This window comes from Streptomyces sp. NPDC051018, from assembly GCF_044456085.1.
In the GTDB taxonomy this organism is placed as follows: Bacteria; Actinomycetota; Actinomycetes; order Streptomycetales; family Streptomycetaceae; genus Streptomyces.
In genome coordinates this window covers 274997-292795 of record NZ_JBITFN010000007.1, presented here as the reverse complement: position 1 = coordinate 292795, position 17799 = coordinate 274997, and the positions used below count along the sequence as shown (strand labels likewise).

Genomic DNA, 17799 nt, shown 5'->3' with positions numbered 1-17799 from the left:
ACCTCCGGCAGGCGCCGGCTGCCGTTGGGGGAAGAACACGGGCGCGCCCCACCCACAGCCGGCCTCCGGGGGGCGCGGCGCAGAGAAGGACCCCGAGGCCGGGGGGAGGGCCTCGGGGTCCGGTTCGTGGGGGCGCGGGAAGCGGGTCAGGCCGCGGCGTCGAAGCCCGTGTCCCTGGCCATCCGCTTCAGCTCCACCAGAGCGTGCTTCTCGATCTGGCGGATCCGCTCACGGGTGAGGCCGTGCTCCTTGCCGACCTCGGTGAGGGTGCGCTCGCGGCCGTCCACAATGCCGTACCGCATACGGATGATGGACGCGGTGCGCTGGTCGAGCTTGCCGATCAGATCGTCGAGGCCCTCGCTGCGCAGCAGGGTGAGCACGGACTGCTCGGGCGAGACCGCGGAGGTGTCCTCCAGGAGGTCGCCGAACTGGGTCTCACCGGCGTCGTCCACGGCCATGTTCAGACTGACGGGGTCACGCGCCCAGTCGAGGACGTCGGTGACGCGCTCGGTCGTGGAGCCCAGTTCCTCCGCGATCTCGGCGGCCTCCGGCTCACGGCCCTTCTCGCGGTTGAACTCGCGCTGGACACGGCGGATCCGGCCCAGCTCCTCGACCAGATGGACGGGGAGGCGGATGGTGCGGGACTGGTCGGCTATGGAGCGGGTGATGGCCTGACGGATCCACCAGGTGGCATACGTCGAGAACTTGAAGCCCTTCGCGTAGTCGAACTTCTCGACGGCGCGCACCAGGCCGGCATTGCCCTCCTGGATCAGGTCGAGCAGGGGCAGCCCACTGCGCGGATAGCGCCGGGCGACCGCGACGACCAGGCGGAGGTTCGACCGGATGAAGATGTCCTTGGCGCGCTCACCGTCCGCGACGAGGGCTTCGAGCTCCTCGCGGGAGGCTCCGCCGGCATCGCTCTCGACCTCCTTGTCGAGGATCTGCCGGGCATACACCCCCGCCTCGATGGTCTGAGACAGCTCCACTTCCTTGGCGGCGTCGAGCAGCGGCGTACGCGCGATCTCGTCGAGGTACATGCCGACCAGGTCGCGGTCGGCGATTTCCCCGCCCACTGCGCGAACGCTGCTTGCCCGGTCGGTGGTCCTCTTGGTCTCGGACTGGCGACGGGCGACGGCACGGGTTGCCATGCGAGCTCCCTTGCTGAGTAGGTCGCGACACCCTCCCGGGTGCCCTGCATCCGATGGAATCAACGATTGCAATCCGGACAGAATTCCCACGCCGCACGTCTATTTTTCTGATCTTGCAGTATCCTGTCGCGCTCATGAGGGAGGGCGAATGCCGCAGAAATGTACGGAGGTGCAGGTCAGGCCCGGTTCAGAAGCCGATCCGACGGCCCTGACGGCGCTCTGCAACCACTATGTGCGTGAGACGCCCATCACGTTCGACACGATCCCCTTCACCCCCGAACAACGTCTTCCGTGGTTGCGTTCCCACCCTGAAGACGGCCCCCACCGCCTTCTGGTTGCTCGGGAGGCGGCCGGCGGACTCCTCGGGTACGCGACCAGCGGCCCGCTCCGGCCCAAGGCGGCCTACTCCACATTCGTCGAGGTCAGCGTCTACTGCGCCCCCGAAGCGGCCGGCCGGGGCATCGGCACCCTGCTGTACAAGTCGCTCTTCGAGGCGCTGGAGGGAGAGGACGTCCACCGCGCGTACGCGGCGATCACCCAGCCCGACGAGGCCTCGGGCCGGCTGCACGCCCGCTTCGGTTTCCGCCCCGTCGGGACGTACCACGAGGTGGGCCGGAAGTTCGGCCGGTACTGGGACGTCGCCTGGTTCGAGAAGCGGCTCGGCCCCCGGTAATAGACCGGGACCGGGAGCGGGACCGGGACCGGGAGCAGGCGCAGGAATAGCCCGGGAAGTAGGACCGGGAGTAGGACCACGGCCGTCCACGGCGGGCGGGGGTCCTACTCCTCCGGCCGGTTACGGCGGGCGGCGGCGCCGCTTAGGGTCCGGCGCATGGACACCACGGGCACTGCCGACGACACCACGGGCACACTCGACGAGGCGCTGGAGCGGATCCATCTCAGCGGACCCGAGCGCGACGGCTGGCTGAGCAACCACGCGCCGATGGCCGTCGAGGCTCTGGTGCGCCACGGCCAGGCGCGGACCGCGCACCGGTGGCTCGACCGCTACCGCGACAGACTGGAGGCCATGCCGGGCCCCGACACCCCGGTGACCGCCGACAACTGGCGGGCGGCGCTCGGCGATCCGCGCAGAATCGCCGACTGGGCCCGCCACTTCGAGCGGGAGACGGCGGAGCGGCCGTGGCGGGAGGTACTCGCCGAATGGTGGCCGCGCCTGCTGCCGGGCATCGCCGGAGGGGCCACGCATCCGGTGATCCGGGTGGGCCACGCCGTACGCACCCTGCTGACCACCGAGCCGACCGGGCCCCGGGTCACCGAGCTGGCGCACGCCCTCGGCTACTGGGCGGCCCGGCACCAGCCGCTTCCGGGGACACGGCCACCGGCGGACACCGCCGCCCCGTCGAGCGCGGCCGCCGCGCTGGACGCCGTACCGGCCGTGCCCGATCAGTCCGGCGGGATCAACCACCGGCTGGAGCAGCTGACCGTCGTGCCCGCGTGGCCCGGCGCCCCGGCCGACCCGGACACCGCCCATGCGCGGCTGCGGGAGCTGGTCAGAGCCTCCACACACCGGTACGCGGGCTTCGGGCACGGCGATCCGGTGATGCTGGTGCACGCGGCCACGGCGCCCAATGCCGTACTGCGGACTCTGCCCGCGCTGCCCCGGGAACTGTGGGCGGCGAGTCTGGGGGCGGCCTGGGCGGCGAGTGCCGCGGTCACCGCCGCGTACAGTCCGGCCGAGCCCGTCCCGTACGCACCCGCCGGGCAGACCCCGGAGGAGATCTTCGAGCGGGCCGCCGCGCACGGCGACGACCACACCATCAAGTTCACGGACACCGCGCTCGACGTGGGTGACGGGACGGCACTGGCCGCGGCGGTGCGGTCGATCGAGCTGAACGTCCCGTTCCTGTAGGCACCGTCCTGTAGGCACCGCACCGCCCTGAGATCGCGCCGGACGGCCGGTCCCGGTGTCCGGTCCCGGGTCCCCGACCGGAGTTCGCGGCCCCCCGACCGGAGTTCGCAGGCCCCCGACCGGAGTTCGCGGGTCCCGACCGGACTTCCCACGTCCCGGGCCGGGTTCCCACCCCCCGGGCAAGGGTTCCGACGACCCCGGGCCGCGGCCACCGCGGCCACCGGCCCCGGGCCACCGGTCTCAGCCGAACTGGACCGAGCGCTTCGCCAGCCCCATCCAGAAGCCGTCGATCACACTCCGCCCGCTCTCCAACTGCCCCTCCGAGGCCCCCAGGGTGACGAAGAGAGGAGCGAAGTGCTCGGTCCGCGGGTGGGCCAGCCGCCCCGCCGGGGACTTGTTCTCGAAGTCCAGCAGGGCGTCCACATCGGCCGCGGCCAGCGCCCGCCGGCCCCAGTCGTCGAACTCGGCCGACCAGCCCGGAATCCCGCCCTGCCGCAGCGCCGCCAGATTGTGGGTGAAGAACCCGCTCCCGACGATCAGCACACCCTCGTCCCGCAGCGGGGCGAGCTTGCGCCCGATGTCCATGAGCTTCCGCGGATCGAGGGTCGGCATGGAGATCTGGAGTACGGGGATGTCCGCGTCCGGGAACATCTCCACCAGCGGGACGTACGCGCCGTGGTCCAGCCCCCGGTCCGGGATGTCCTGTACGGGGGTACCGGCGCCGCGCAGCAGCTTCCGTACCGAATCGGCGAGCTCCGGAGCGCCGGGCGCCGCGTACCGGACGCCGTAGTAGCGCTGCGGGAAGCCCCAGAAGTCGTACACCAGCGGCACCGTCTCGGTGGCGCCGAGCGCGAGCGGGGCCTCCTCCCAGTGCGCGGAGACCATCAGGATCGCCTTGGGGCGCGGCAGCCCGGCGGACCATGCGGCCAGTTCCCCGGGCCAGACCGGATCATCGGCCAGCGGCGGCGCCCCGTGCGACAGATAGAGCGCGGGCATGCGCTCCACGGAGGGGGTGGCGGACATGAGAAGGCTCCGATCTACTTGAATTCTCAAGTGACAGACCCACCGTAAATCCAAATAGTTCAACTTTCAAGAACTACTCTTTACAGTAGAGGTATGAACACGGCATCCACGGGCGGAGGCAAGCGCGCGCCGCGCTGGCTCACCGATGACGAACAGCGCGTCTGGCGCGCCTATCTCCATGCCACCAGGCTCTTCGACGACCATCTCGACCGCCAGTTGCAGCGCGATGCCGGTATGCCGCACCTCTACTACGGGCTGCTCGTCGAGCTGTCCCAGGCCCCGCAGCGCCGTAAGCGGATGACCGAGCTGGCCATCGACGCCAAGATCACCCGGTCCCGGCTCTCGCACGCCGTCGCCCGTCTGGAGAAGCAGGGCTGGGTGCGCCGCGAGGACTGCCCCTCCGACAGGCGCGGGCAGAACGCCGTACTGACCGACGAGGGCCATGAGGTACTGAAGCGGGCCGCGCCCGGCCATGTCGAGGCGGTACGCCAGGCCATGTTCGACCGCCTCAGCCCCGGGCAGGTGGAGCAGCTGGGCGAGATCATGCGGATCATGGCGGAGGGACTTCAGCCGCAGGACTCGGGGGCGGATCTTCCCTGGTTGCGGTGACAGCGGCCCCTGTGTGCGGGTGACACCGGAACGCGGCGGAACGGGCCGTGCCGGACGACGTTGCCGGCGGCCCCCTTCATCCGGCGGCACCCGGTGTGCGGGCGTACGCGAGGGGCCCGTCCGGATCCGATCCGGACGGGCCCCCTTCGCACGGGACTCTCACGCGGTGACGCCACCGGGCCGCTACGACGGCCTCAAGACCTCCGGGGCGGGACGGCCTCCTCGCCGTACGCCCCCTGGACGCCTGCCACCCCCGTTGCGAACGCTGCGAGCCCGGCGGGCGGCCCCTTCAGCGATACGACCACCGCCCGGCACAGCACCCGTACGTCCTCCGCGGTGCCCCGCGCCTCTCGGCGCGGAACACCGCGGGCACCCTCACCAGTGACCGGCCCTCAGTACAGACGAACCTCAGCACAGGACGAACCTCAGTGCACGACCACGGGGATCTTCGTCTCCGCGTCCGCGCCGTCCTCCGAGGAGGCCCCGGGCGCTCCCGTGCCCGGTCGCCCCGCGTCCACGAGCACGACGGCAATCAGCGTGGAGGCGACCAGGATGCCGACCGCCCACCAGATCGCGGCCGAGAAGCCGTGCACCATGCCCTGGAACTCCAGCAGCCTCGGGTCGTTCGCACCGGCCGCACGGGCGGCGATGTACGAGGTGGTGGCCGAGGCCGCGATGGTGTTCAGCAGTGCCGTACCGATCGCGCCGCCCACCTGCTGCGAGGTGTTGACCATCGCGGAGGCCACTCCGGCGTCGGTCGGCTTGACCCCGTGGGTGGACAGGGACATCGCCGGCATGAAGGCCGTACCCATACCGAGGCCGAGCAGCAGCTGCGCCGGGAGGATGAGTCCGGCGTACGAGCTGCCGATCTCCAGCTGGGTCAGCAGCAGCATGCCGACCGCCGCGACCAGGAAGCCGGGGCCCATCAGCATCCGCGGCGGAACACGGGTCATCAGACGGGCGCCGATCTGGGTCGAGCCCACGATCATGCCGACGACCATCGGCAGGAACGCGAAGCCCGTCTTGAGCGGGGAGTACCCCTCGACGACCTGGAGGTAGAAGGTCAGGAAGAGGAACAGCCCGAACATCGCGATCACGGCGAGCCCGAGGGAGAGATAGACCCCGCCCCGGTTCCGGTCGGTCACCACCCGCAGCGGCAGCAGCGGGGACTTGACCTTGGTCTCCGTGACGACGAAGGCCGCCAGCAGAACGGCGGAGGCGACGAACATGGCGACCGTCACACCCTCCGTCCAGCCCTCGGACTCGGCGCGGGTGAAGCCGTACACCAGCGCCACCAGACCGAGCGTGGACAGCACGACACCGGGGATGTCGAGCGAGGAGCGGTTACGCGTGCCCTCGGGCTCACGGATCACCAGATACGCGCCGACCGCGGCGATGACGGCGAACGGGATGTTGACGTAGAAGGTCCAGCGCCAGTTCAGATACTCGGTCAGGAACCCGCCCAGGATCAGCCCGACCGCGCCACCGCCACCGGCGATCGCGCCGTAGATGCCGAACGCCTTCGCCCGCTCCTTGCCGTCGGTGAACATCACCGCGAGCAGGGAGAGAGCGGCGGGCGCGAGCAGCGCGCCGAACACGCCCTGGAGGCCGCGGGCCCCGAGCATCATGGCCTGGCCCGTGGCCGCGCCGCCGAGCGCGGAGGCCACGGCGAAGCCGATGAGGCCGACCACGAAGGTGCGCTTACGGCCCCACAGGTCGGCGATCCGGCCGCCGAACAGCAACAGGCCGCCGAACGCGAGCGCGTAGGCCGTGATGACCCACTGGCGGTTTCCGTCGGAGATACCGAGGTCCTGCTGAGCGGTGGGCAGCGCGATGTTCACGATCGTCGCGTCGAGCACCACCATCAGCTGGGCGAGGGCGATGAAGACAAGTGCCTTCCAGCGCCGGGGATCCGGCTGGGATGCGCCCGACTCGATACCGGGACCGATCCCTGACGTTGTGTCAGGTGTTTTTGACATGGGGATAGCCACCTAAGGTGCGAAGAGGTCTCGAATGACGTACTGCTGAGGGGTGTTGATGTCCGGGGCCGCGTTCGGCGCGGCTCCCGGACGAGGTCACTGTGAGGTGATCACTGCCGCGTGATCACCGCTGTCCGGTCACTCTGCTGCTTGGTCACACTGCCGTCCGGTCACTTGTGCTGGGTCGATCCGCTCGGTCACTTCCGCTTGCGCTTGTTCGCCGCCCCCGCCCCCGTCGGCTACGGGTCGGTCACCCTGTGCCCGCGCAGGTCCTCCAGGGTCGCCGCCCGGCCCGGCAACTCGGAGCGCGCGGGCGCTTCGAGGCCGTCCAGGAAGAGTTCGAGATGACGGTGGACGAATACGTCGTTGCTCAGGCACGAGCTGCCGGGAAGCGGCCGGGTGAGCTGGGAGATGGCGATCATCAGATCGCCGACGCCCACGTCGGTACGCATCCGGCCGGCCGACTGCGCCCGCGCGATGAGGTCCTCCACCGCCGCTTCGAGGCGCTCACGCTCCTCGAGCAGCTCGGGATGGTCCTCGTCGAAGGATCCGGCGATCATGGGACACAGCGCTCCGGTCCGCTCGTCGGCCGCCCCGTGCACGAACCGTCGTACGGCGGCGAAGGAGTCGGCCTCCTCGGCCATCGCCCTCTCCACCTGGTCACAGGTCCGGCTCAGGACCGAGACGACGACCTCGTGGGTGAGTGAGGGGCGGTCGGGGAAGTGGCGGTAGAGCGTGGCGTTGCCGACGCCCGCACGGCGGGCGATCTCGTCGAACGGCACATCGGGCCCGAACTGCACGAACATCTCCCGCGCCGCCGACACGATCCGCTCCCGGTTGCGCAGCGCGTCCGCCCGGGGGCGGGGGGCACGGCGCGGACGGTGGGCGGCGGGCGCCGCGGTGCCGGCCGCGCCGCCGGTTCCCACGCCGGAGCCGGACCCGCCCGGCGCACCGGATTCGGCCGGAGCACGGGATTCGGCCCGCGTACGAGATTCAGGTCCGGCCGGCGCACCGGATCCGGCCCGCGCATGGTGTCCGTGTCCGGCGGACGTACGGGATCCGGCCCGCGTACGGGATTCAGCGCGCGTACGGGATTCAGCGCGCGTACCGGATCCGGAGCCTACCCCCGTAACGGCTCCGGACCCGGCTCGCGGCCCGGCCCCGGTCTCAGCGACGACTCCAGGGTCTGCGACGGCCCTGCCCCCCGTGACGGCCCGGGCTCCGGACTCGGCGATTCCGGAGCTGGTGACTCCGGAGTCGACGGCTCCGACCGGAGTGTCCTCGGGTGCTGCGACCGGCGTGTCCGTGGGCGCTGCGGCCACCTTGCCGACGACCTTGGCGACAGGGGTCACGGCTCCACTTCCCTTCGTCTCACGTCCCGCCCCATCCCGTCCCCCGGGAATGAACCGGGGACCGGCTCCCCGCTTTGCGGAGACACACGTTCAAACGGGGAAACGATCCCCGCTTATTTCCACCCATTCATGTGACCTGCATCACATCCGTACGGGCCCATGGGGCAGCGGGGTGATACCCCGAACGGCCCTGCTCCGCGAGCGCCCGCCCACCGCCCGTCACAGGCTGATCGGACACAGAGCAGCCAGGATCCGGCCTGCTGCCACGGAGCCCGAAGGCGGTCGCATGCAGCAAGCGCGCCACCGGATACCCCCGACCAGCCGGATACCGGGAACGCCCAGGTCCCGCCGCCTCGGCGTGCTCGCCGTCCTGACCTCTCTCGCGCTCGCCGCCCTGACCACGGCCAGCGCCACCCTCCCGCCCCCCACCCGCGCGAACGCAGGCCCCGTGGCCTCCTCCCCCGACCGCACGGGCGTGGGACCGTGCCGCCTCCCCGCCGCCCTGGGCATCCAGATGTCCGAGGGCCTGCCCACCCCGCCCGGGTACTCCCCCTCCACCGGCGAGATCCACGCCCTCAACCTGATGATCGACTTCCCGGACGCGGCGGGCGAGGGCGATGCGATGGACCGCCTCGGGGAGTTCTTCCCGCAGACCTCGGAGTGGTTCCGGACCAGCTCGTACGGGCGCCTCAGCTATCTCCCCCAGGCGCCCGTCACCGAATGGCTGCGGATGCCGCTCCCGTTCGCCGAGTACGGGATCGAGCGCGGCTCACCCTATGAGCCGAGCTACCGCCGGCTCGTCGAGGACCTGGTGACGGTGGCCGACGCGAAGGTGGACTTCAGCGAGTACGACCTGGTGAATGTGCTGGTCACCCCCAACGCGGGCCCGTCCGCGCTGGACACCGTGCTCTCCGTGACCTTCTCCGGCAATGTCGAGGCCCCCGTCGCCGACGGCGTACCGCTCGCCAACACGTCCTTCGTCTACAGCCGCCAGGACGACGGCTCGGGATCGTACGCCGAGACCGGCTTCCGGGTACTCCCCCACGAGAACGGCCATGTCTTCGGCCTGCCCGACCTCTACACCGCGGAGGGCGGGGGCGCGGTCGGCCACTGGGACATCATGTCCGAGGACTGGGGGGCCAACAACGACCTCCTCGGCTGGCACAAGTGGAAGCTCGGCTGGCTGGACTCCGAGCAGATCAACTGCGTCTCCGCCCCCGGCACCACCGAGCACACCCTGACCCCGCTGGCCACCACGGGCGGCGCGAAGATGGCGATCGTGCCGGTGACCGCGGACACCGGTTACGCCGTGGAGGTACGCACCAGGGCGGGCAACGACGACGCCGTCTGCCAGCCGGGCGTACTGATCTACCGCGTCCAGTCCACGGTGGACACCGGCCACGGCCCGGTCACGGTCTCGGACAGCCAGGACGACAGCGGCGGCTGCACCCGGCGGCCCAATGTGCACGCCGAACTGTCGGACGCGCCCTACAAGCCGGGCCAGTCCTTCACGGACAAGAAGAACGGGGTGCAGATCTCGGTCGTGTCGGAGAACCGGGGCGTGTACCGGGTACGGGTGACCCGCACCTGAGCCGGTCTCCGCCCGCGCCCGACGGCGTCCGGCACGACCGACCGGGGACGGTCAAGGGCGGGACGCGTCGGGGAGGCGCCCCGGCCGGAAGGACCGGAGGTGTCCCACCGGACCCGGACCCCTTCACTGAACCGGTCACCGAATCCGCCCCGCAACCGGTCACGACACTCCACCGCCGGCCCTCGTCACGGCCCTCCGTCACCGGACCCCACCGCCGCACAACCTCACGCCGCCTCGTCACCGCAGGCCGCCCAGAACACACCACCACAGACCGCCACCACAGACCACCACCGGTAACCGTCACCGCACCCGGGTCACCGGAGCCCACCGTCTCACACCGTCACCGGACCCCACCGCCGGACCGCGTCACGCACTCCACCGCCGGACCGCGTCACCACAAGCCCTCACCGCAAACCATCACGGCCGCCGTCACCGCAGAACTGTCACCGCAGAACACCGCAGAACCGTCACCGGCCCCCGTCGCCGTCGCCCGTCCCGCTCCCCGAGGCACCCCTGATCCGCGCGGTGAGGGGCTCTCGCAGCTCCTGCTTGAGGATCTTCCCCGTGGCGCTGCGGGGCACGTTCCCGATGACCAGATGCGCGGGCACCTTGAAGGCGGCGAGCCGCCCGCGGGCGTACTCCTTCAGCCCGTCCGGGGTGACGGACGCCCCGCCGCGCAGCTGTACGACGGCCGCGACCTCCTCCCCCAGTACGGGGTGGGGCACCCCGACGACGGCGGCGTCGGCGACCTCCGGATGCTCGTGCAGGACGGCCTCGACCTCGGCGCAGTACACGTTCTCACCGCCCCGGATCACGATGTCCTTGATCCGGTCGACGATGCTGATCAGACCGTCCCGCACGGTCGCGAGATCGCCGGTCCGCAACCAGCCGTCCGGAGTGAAGGCGGCGGCCGTCGCCTTCTCGTCACACCAGTAGCCGCGGACGAGCGACTGCCCGCGCAGCCACAGCTCCCCGGCCTCCCCCTCGGGCAGATCCTCGCCCCCGGGCCCGCAGATCCGGGCCTCCACGGCGGGCGCGGGCCGTCCCACACTGTCCGGACGCGCCCGGTAGTCGTCACCGAAGTTGGCGATGACGCCCCCGCAGGTCTCGGTGAGGCCGTAGCCGGTACGGGGGTCGATCCGGCGCCCGTACCGGGCGGTGAGCCTCGCGATCAGCCCGGGCGGCGCGGGGGCGCCTCCCGTATTGAGATGGGTGAGCGACTCCAGGGCTCCACCGCCCCCCTCGCCGCCGCCACTATCACTGGCCTCGGCCGCGTCGAGGAGTTCGAGCGCGGTGGTGGGCGGACCGGAGTAGTGGGTGACCCCGTGCTTCCCGATGAGCGCCAGCGCCTCGGCCGGGTCCCACTTCCGCATCAGTACGAGCGTGCCGCCCACGGCCATCGTGGAGTACAGGGTCGTGAACGCGGCCACGTGGAAGAAGGGGAACGTCATCAGTGCGACGGGCGCGGGCCCCTGCCCCGGCAGCATCCCGCGCCGCAGAGCCGCCACGGCGGCGTGGAACCGCGGATGCACCGCCGCCCCCGCCTGGGCGAGCTGGGTGGCCACCGCGCCCTTGGGCCGGCCGGTGGTGCCCGAGGTGTAGATGATCGTGGCGTCGTCCTCGGCCGCCGGTTCGACGGCGGGCGGCGCCGCGCCGGGGTCGGGCTCCCCGAAGTCCTCGTACCGCTCGATCCCGGCCGGAACCTCCCCGCCGTGATGGAACACGACCACCCGCGCCCCGACCCGCCTTCGCCAGGAGTCGACCCTCGCCAGCCGCTCCCCGTCGACGAGCAGCACCCTCGGGGTGCAGTCGTCGAGCGCGTACGCCAACTCCTCCTCGGTCCACCACGCGTTCAGCGGCACGGCGACGAGCCCGGCCAGCTGGGCGGCCCAGAAGGCGATCTGCCACTCGGGGTGATTGCGCATCGCGATACCGGCCCGCTCACCCGGCCGCAGCCCGTACTCCTCGACGAGCCTCCGGGCCAGCGCGCCGGCCGCGGCGAAGAACTCACGATAGGTATACGTACCGCTCCCGGCGACCAGGAACATCCGGTCGCCGAACCCCCACGTCGCCTCCACGAACTCCTTGAGCGTGCGCGGCGCATCGGCGTACAGCAGCCCGCCGTCCTCCCCCCGCACCACGGCAAACGGCCCACCCGGCGCGGTGAGGGCCGCTTCATGACGTCGGTACATTTCGGGGTGCGGCACGGTCGCCCTCTCCCAGGATTCGCTCAGTAAGACCGGCGACGCTATGCGGCACCCCCGCACCCGTCAAGCTCCCGCCTTTCCCCCTCCCCCGCCCCACCCCTGACCTGCCCGAACAACAACGTTGCCTGCCCGCTCCCCTTATCCGCTACGCTAGTCGCCGGGTCTCACCGAGATCCCTCCGCCTTCGTAGCTCAGGGGATAGAGCACCGCTCTCCTAAAGCGGGTGTCGCAGGTTCGAATCCTGCCGGGGGCACGCTAAAGCAGCAGGTCAGAGGCCCTGTCGTCCGTAAGGGCGGCAGGGCCTCCGGCATGCGGCACACATTCAGCACACATCCGCGTGTGCTTCAGGTGTGGGGAGCTGTGCCCGATGGCCCCGAAGGACGAGCTGGCCCGGCGCCGCTACGAACATCTCGTCGACCGGCTGGAGGGCCTCCTGCGGGCAGGCCTGAAGCCGGAGTACGCGGGTTATTACGGGCAGCTGGTCCTGGGGGCCGAGCACCTGGAGGAGATGGGCGACCTCCAGGACGTGAGGAGGGCGGCGCGCGAGGCCGGGAGCCGACTGGGCTGGAAGACGATCACACGGCTGGTCGGCGGCCGGTTGTTCGTGCTCGATGATCGCGAGGTCCCCGAGGAGATCGAGAAGCGCGCCGCGGACTCCACCGTGAAGGCCATGGACCGGGCCTGGCGGGAGGACCGTTGAGCCCGGCCGGCCTGCCCGAACCTCAAGCGGTGCTCACCGAGACCGACTGGGCCGCCCTGGAGCACGCGTACGGACCCGCTACGGACACCCCCGCGCACCTCGCCGGGCTGCTGGACGCCGACCAGGGCGTGAGGTCAGGAGCCCTGGACCACCTGCACTACAAGGTGCACCACCAGCAGACCCTGTACACCGCTACGGTCCCGGCCGCGCTCTACGTCGCGGGCATTCTCCCCGACCCTCGTACAGACCGGCCCGTCGACAAGAAGCGCCACGACCTCCCCGGCTCTCTACGTACAGGGCTGCTGGGTTGGCTCGGCTCTGTGGCTGACCAGGTCGGCGACGAGGCGGCGGAGGGCAGCCGTCGGCTAGGCTTCCCGCCCGAGGAATACCCGCCCTTCGTCCAGGCCAGCGAGATCCGCCCGCTCCTGTACGTGGCAGTCGCCGCATGGGTAATCGACCATGACCCGGATGTTCGCGATGCGGCCATCGCCACCTGCGTCCCGCTGCTGGACGACTCCCGCCTGAGTCATCACCGGACGGCCCTGGTGCCGCTGCTGCGGGAGAAGCTGGCGGTGAGCGCTCTGTGGCAGTACCAGGAGCGGGCCATCGAAGCCCTTGCCTCATGGGGCGAGGACACCTCGGGCCTGGAAGTCCGAAGAGATGTCTTCGAGGTGTGCGACGCACCGAACAACACCTCGTCGGCCGCTGATTGGGCCTTGTCGCCGACTGACGCGGCAGATCTACCGTTCTGACCGCACTCACGCAACCACCGGCACGCATCAGGCACACATCACGCGACGATGCCCTTCAGAGAGGCCACCGTCTCGGCCGCCTCACGCGCTCTCCTCTCAGCCTTCTCCAGCTTGTCCTCCGCCTTGGCCAACTGCTTGGCCCGGCACTTGTGCATCTTCTTCGACACCTCGTCCAGCCGATCCGGGAACAGGTGGCCATAGGTGTCGAGAGTCAGCGTCGCCGGCTTGTGGCCGAGCATGGTCTGGACGACGTCGACATCCGCGCCGCTGGCGATGGCGAGGGAGGCCGCCGTGTGGCGCAGCTTGTGCGGGGTGAGTCTGATGTGGCCAAGGCCCGCCTTGGCGACGGCAGGGGCGAAGAACCGCTGGCGGAAGTTCCGGGCCCGTAGTGGGCCACGCTGCGGGGCAGTGAACAGCAGGTCGCTCTCGCCCCGGCCGTCGACGTAGGGCTTCAGCTCCTCGGCGAGAAAGCGGGGAATCGGTACGGAACGGCGCTCGTGGTTCTTGGGCGTGTCGAGGTACGGCTTGCCGTTGTCCTCGACGTACGCCTCGACGATGTGGGCCCGGCACGCGTCGAGATCGACCCGCCCCACCTTAAGCGCCGATGCCTCACCCCAGCGCAGACCGGTGTAGGCCAGCAGCAGGATGAACACCCGGTACTCGCCGGCCGCGTCGGCCAGCGCCTCGGTCTGCATGTCGTCGAGATAGACGTGGTCAGCCGGTGCGGGTTTGGGCAGGGGCACCCCGACGGCCGCGTTGAACGCCAAGCGGCGAGACTTCACCGCGAAGCCGAGGACCTGGCTGAGGATGACGTATGCCTTGCGCACCGACCGGGCACTGAGCTTCCTGCCGCCCGTCGTCTCACCCGCCAGCATGGCCGCGAGCCAATCGGCCACGTCCTCGAAGCGCATGCGATCCAGCGGGGTGGTTCCCCACCGGGGAATCACATGAACGTCCAGAACACCCCTGTACCGGTTGCAGGTTGATCGCTTGAGATGGATCTGTGCGGCCAGCGATGACTCCGCCACCTCCGCAGACTTCACCCGCGCGGCGGCGGGGTCGCGGTACGAACCTCCGAAAGGCGGGCTTCCACCTTCGTCCGCCCATTCTCGGCGTCGATCTTCCCGGCCACCGTCTTCATCTTCGGTTTGCCGTCGCAGGTCAGCGCGGGGACGGATGCCCGCGCCGATACGGATCGCTCCGTACCTGTGCTCGTGTCCGTACCTGCTCTGAACAGCCATGGGACGGATACGACGGACGTGGCGCGACCTTTGTGCCACGAGACCTTGGAGCACCGCCATGGCCGATCGGGCCAACAACCACGCCCCGTTCCACCACCGCACGAGGCTGTTCTGGCTGGGACGACGAACAGCAGCAAGCTGGAGCGAACGAGCCTCTAACGAGGCTTCGTCCGCGCTTGCCCCGCCCCAGGGGTGGCGGAGGAGGCCGTGCGCCAGCGGGCGCCCGAGCCAACGAGGGAGGGGGACACCGAGCCGAGACCCGTCACAGACCCGATCACGCCATGTGTCCAGCCGCTCGCCGAGACCCCGCCGCACCCAGAACAGCCGTCGTGGCGCGAACCCGACGATCCCGTGCTGCCCGCATTGATGAATCGCAAACACACGACCGAGAAGCGCGACCAGATCAGGAACATCCGCTTCACACCCACGGCGGTACGCATCATCCATGCCGAGGCCGAACGGCCTGGACAGCGGCCGAAGCCGCTCTTCGCGACGCTCGTGCGAGCGTCGAGTCCGGCGACGACGCCGTGGGCCAAGCGCAGCTCGATGCGTTCGGTGACACCCTGCACACTCTGGCCCTCACCACGGACGGCGCTCAACAGGCCGATCTGCACGAGGCGGCCGAGGCGTTCAATCGCGCCCGGCGATCCGCCATCCGGGCCGACCACCAAGCAACCACCGCGCTGCGTGAGGCCGCCATAGAACTCGCCTACGCCTCTCGCGACCCTGGAGGGCTCGCCATCGCCCTCCTTCTCGCCGCCGTTCGCATGGCCCGCGCCGCTTCCGCGTGGCACCGACAACGCGGCCACGGACAGCAGGCCGCCGCAGCCGAGCAATCCCTTCACCACCTGCGGGCGGGATATCGGCAGGCCGCAGGCCCGGCTCTGGCGGACCTCGCTCGCCGCGCACCTTGCGCCGCGGCCATCAGCCGCTTCGAACAAGATCTCCGAGTGGCCCTCCCCGACCACGCAGACCGCGTCCTCGCCGACCCGGCCGGCCACAATGTCCGAAGCCTCCTGAGCGAGGTTTCCGCCGATCGAGAGCTCGACTCTGCGGACGCACCGGCGCACGTGCTCGTGTGGCGTATCGCGTCCAAGTCGGCGGACGGGGCGCGCAGGCGAAGCGCCATCACGTCCAAGTCCGTTGTCCCCGGAGTGAGACTCGGGCCGACGGCAGCACCCGAGCACAGCGGTGTGCGCCTTCCGGGCAGCACCTACGGTGGACCGCGCCATGGGCGTTGAAGGCGGGTGTCAGCCCGTACGGTGCCGGGCAACGGAGAGCGCAGCCAGGAGCTGGCCCTGGTCTCCGTTGTAGGCGATGGCCTCTTCGTCGTCGGCCGGGGGATCGAAGCGGGCGAAGAAGTCGTCGAGGGCTTCGGGGGTGACAGTGAGCGCATTGGCGTCCTCGCGCTGGTTGCGTTCGGCCAGACGCCGTAGCAGCTCGTCGCGGCCGACGGGCAGGTGGACGACCAGGGGGTGCCCGCCAGCTTCATGGGCGGCCAGCCGCCAGGCGTCCCGGTCGGTGCGGCGCCACAGGCCGTGGTCGAGGACGACGTCGTTCCCGGCCTGGAGTTCCTTGATGAACCGTTCTTGGATGGTCTCGACAGCGGGCCGCTCGCGCTCGAAGTAGGTGTGCTCCGGGTAGTCCACGCCGTACCGGCCGTGGAGCCGGTGCACTTCCTCGTCCACGGACAGCCGGACGAAGCCGTGTCCGGCGAGGAACCGGGCGACGGTGGTCTTGCCGGAGCCGGTGAGGCCGACCAGGAGAACGGCGAGGGGCATCTGGCCATCCCTTCCGCGAAGAGGGTGCGCGAGCGCAGTCATTCTCCCCGATCCTGGCCGGTGGGCACGTAGGGCCGCCATCCGGTGACGATGCTGCGCGCCTCGGCGGCCCAGCCCTCCGGCATCGGGAGTGTCTAATCAACGGCGGATCCGATGATCAAGGAGACGCCTGATGAGCGAGACCATCACCGAGGGCTCGGCCGTGGAGAAGCCGGTCGTCGAGTCGACTGCGGAGTCGGTGTCGGACGAGCAGTTGATCGCGATGCTGGTCGACCGTGCCCGGGCCGACGGGCTGCAGTTGACCGGAGAGGGCGGGCTGCTGCAGCAGCTGACGAAGCGAGTGCTTGAGTCCGCCCTGGAGAGCGAGATCACCGATCACGTCGGCTATGACAAGCACGACGCAGCGGGCAGGAACAGTGGCAACAGCCGTAACGGGACCCGCTCGAAGACCGTGCTGACGGATGTCGGCCCGGTCGAGGTGAAGGTACCGCGTGACACCGCCGGCACCTTCGAGCCGCAGATCGTCCGCAAGCGGCAGCGCCGCCTGACCGGTGTCGACGAGACGGTGCTCTCGCTCTCCGCAAAGGGCCTGACCCACGGGGAGATATCAGCTCATCTGGCCGAGGTGTACGGGGCGGAGGTGTCCAGGCAGACCATCACCACGATCACGGACAAGGTGATGGAAGGCATGGCCGAATGGCAGTCACGGCCGCTCGACCGCGTCTACCCCGTCGTCTTCGCTGACGCCATCAACGTGAAGATCCGCGACGGCAAGGTCGCCAGCCGCCCCGTCTACCTCGCCATGGGCGTCACCGTCGAGGGCACCCGCGACATCCTCGGCATCTGGGCCGGCGACGGCGGCGAGGGCGCCAAGCACTGGCTCCAGGTCCTCACCGAGCTGAAGAACCGCGGCGTCGAGGACGTCCTCATGCTCATCTGCGACGGCCTGAAGGGCCTGCCGGACGCAGTCGAGGCGGTCTGGCCCCGAACTGCCGTTCAGACCTGCATCGTCCACCTGATCCGCAACAGCATCCGATACGTCGCCCGGCAGGACTGGGACAAGGTCGCCAAGGACCTCAGGCCCATCTGCACCGCCCCTTCGGAGGCCGCCGCCGCCGAACGGTTCCTGGAGTTCTCCGAGAAGTGGGGCACCAAGTATCCGGCCGTGATCAAGCTGTGGTCCGACGCCTGGGCAGAGATGGCCCCCTTCCTCTCCTTCGGCGTCGAGATCCGCAAGGTGATCTGTTCGACGAACGCGATCGAGAGCGTGAACGCACGCATCCGCAAGGCCGTCCGGGCCCGGGGCCACTTCCCGACGGAGAACGCCGCGCTCAAGTGCATCTACATGGCGCTGATGAGCCTCGACCCGACCGGCAAGGGCCGACGCCGCTGGACAATGCGCTGGAAGGCACCGTTGAACGCCTTCCAGATCGCCTTCGAAGGACGCCTCACCCCCACCACCCACTGACACCTCAACAACCAAGATCAGCCGTTGATTGGACAGACCCCTATCTCGCGGTCGCGGCCATTGGCCATGTGCTGATGGATC

The 17799-nt window shown here is 70.2% G+C and carries 15 protein-coding genes and 1 tRNA gene; 8 read left to right on the top strand and 8 right to left on the bottom strand.

Annotated features, from left to right (window positions below):
* Window positions 1-146: 146 nt before the first annotated feature.
* A complete protein-coding gene (locus ACIBCM_RS15200) occupies window positions 147-1148 on the bottom strand; it encodes a sigma-70 family RNA polymerase sigma factor (RefSeq protein ID WP_399243181.1) in 1002 nt (333 codons plus the stop codon).
* A 148-nt stretch (window positions 1149-1296) separates the two neighbouring features.
* Here ACIBCM_RS15200 and ACIBCM_RS15195 point away from each other — a divergent pair, with 148 nt between their 5' ends.
* Entirely contained in the window at window positions 1297-1821 is a 525-nt protein-coding gene (locus ACIBCM_RS15195; protein WP_399243179.1) for a GNAT family N-acetyltransferase, read from the top strand.
* A gap of 156 nt (window positions 1822-1977) precedes the next feature.
* On the top strand, window positions 1978-3015 hold the full coding sequence (locus ACIBCM_RS15190) for a questin oxidase family protein (RefSeq protein WP_399243177.1): 1038 nt from the start codon (window positions 1978-1980) through the stop codon (window positions 3013-3015).
* A 240-nt stretch (window positions 3016-3255) separates the two neighbouring features.
* On the opposite strand, the gene ACIBCM_RS15185 is transcribed toward ACIBCM_RS15190, so the two are convergent.
* Complete coding sequence (locus tag ACIBCM_RS15185) at window positions 3256-4038, bottom strand: dioxygenase (protein ID WP_399243175.1); 783 nt, start codon at window positions 4036-4038, stop codon at window positions 3256-3258.
* Window positions 4039-4131: 93 nt separating this feature from the next.
* Here ACIBCM_RS15185 and ACIBCM_RS15180 point away from each other — a divergent pair, with 93 nt between their 5' ends.
* A complete protein-coding gene (locus tag ACIBCM_RS15180; protein ID WP_399243173.1) occupies window positions 4132-4647 on the top strand; it encodes a MarR family winged helix-turn-helix transcriptional regulator in 516 nt (171 codons plus the stop codon).
* 425 nt (window positions 4648-5072) lie between these two features.
* On the opposite strand, the gene ACIBCM_RS15175 is transcribed toward ACIBCM_RS15180, so the two are convergent.
* Both ACIBCM_RS15175 and ACIBCM_RS15170 read right to left on the bottom strand, forming a co-directional pair.
* Entirely contained in the window at window positions 5073-6626 is a 1554-nt protein-coding gene (locus ACIBCM_RS15175; protein ID WP_399243171.1) for an MFS transporter, read from the bottom strand.
* 239 nt (window positions 6627-6865) lie between these two features.
* Window positions 6866-7552, bottom strand: coding sequence for a TetR/AcrR family transcriptional regulator (locus ACIBCM_RS15170; RefSeq protein ID WP_399243169.1), 687 nt, complete (start codon window positions 7550-7552; stop codon window positions 6866-6868).
* Between the two features lie 712 nt (window positions 7553-8264).
* Here ACIBCM_RS15170 and ACIBCM_RS15165 point away from each other — a divergent pair.
* On the top strand, window positions 8265-9569 hold the full coding sequence (locus tag ACIBCM_RS15165) for a M6 family metalloprotease domain-containing protein (RefSeq protein WP_399243167.1): 1305 nt from the start codon (window positions 8265-8267) through the stop codon (window positions 9567-9569).
* Window positions 9570-10036: 467 nt separating this feature from the next.
* Here the strand turns inward: ACIBCM_RS15165 and ACIBCM_RS15160 are convergent, their stop codons facing one another.
* Window positions 10037-11761: a class I adenylate-forming enzyme family protein gene (locus tag ACIBCM_RS15160; protein ID WP_399243165.1), complete on the bottom strand. Its 1725-nt coding sequence runs from the start codon at window positions 11759-11761 to the stop codon at window positions 10037-10039.
* 195 nt (window positions 11762-11956) lie between these two features.
* Here ACIBCM_RS15160 and ACIBCM_RS15155 point away from each other — a divergent pair.
* The 3 genes from ACIBCM_RS15155 to ACIBCM_RS15145 all read left to right on the top strand — a co-directional run bounded on the left by ACIBCM_RS15155 (window position 11957) and on the right by ACIBCM_RS15145 (window position 13228).
* Window positions 11957-12029: transfer RNA gene (locus ACIBCM_RS15155), tRNA-Arg, on the top strand.
* 114 nt (window positions 12030-12143) lie between these two features.
* Entirely contained in the window at window positions 12144-12476 is a 333-nt protein-coding gene (locus ACIBCM_RS15150) for a hypothetical protein (protein WP_399243163.1), read from the top strand.
* 29 nt (window positions 12477-12505) lie between these two features.
* On the top strand, window positions 12506-13228 hold the full coding sequence (locus ACIBCM_RS15145; RefSeq protein WP_399243161.1) for a hypothetical protein: 723 nt from the start codon (window positions 12506-12508) through the stop codon (window positions 13226-13228).
* 38 nt (window positions 13229-13266) lie between these two features.
* Here the strand turns inward: ACIBCM_RS15145 and ACIBCM_RS15140 are convergent, their stop codons facing one another.
* The 3 genes from ACIBCM_RS15140 to ACIBCM_RS15130 form a co-directional block, all read right to left on the bottom strand.
* Window positions 13267-14139, bottom strand: coding sequence for a tyrosine-type recombinase/integrase (locus tag ACIBCM_RS15140; RefSeq protein ID WP_399243159.1), 873 nt, complete (start codon window positions 14137-14139; stop codon window positions 13267-13269).
* Window positions 14140-14624: 485 nt separating this feature from the next.
* Window positions 14625-15470: a hypothetical protein gene (locus ACIBCM_RS15135; RefSeq protein ID WP_399243157.1), complete on the bottom strand. Its 846-nt coding sequence runs from the start codon at window positions 15468-15470 to the stop codon at window positions 14625-14627.
* Between the two features lie 249 nt (window positions 15471-15719).
* Window positions 15720-16250 (bottom strand): AAA family ATPase, encoded by a 531-nt coding sequence (locus tag ACIBCM_RS15130; protein WP_399243155.1) that lies wholly within the window; start codon window positions 16248-16250, stop codon window positions 15720-15722.
* 262 nt (window positions 16251-16512) lie between these two features.
* On the opposite strand from ACIBCM_RS15130, the gene ACIBCM_RS15125 reads away from it, so the two are divergent.
* Window positions 16513-17718, top strand: a complete 1206-nt coding sequence (locus ACIBCM_RS15125; protein ID WP_399243333.1) for an IS256 family transposase — start codon at window positions 16513-16515, stop codon at window positions 17716-17718.
* Window positions 17719-17799 lie beyond the last annotated feature (81 nt).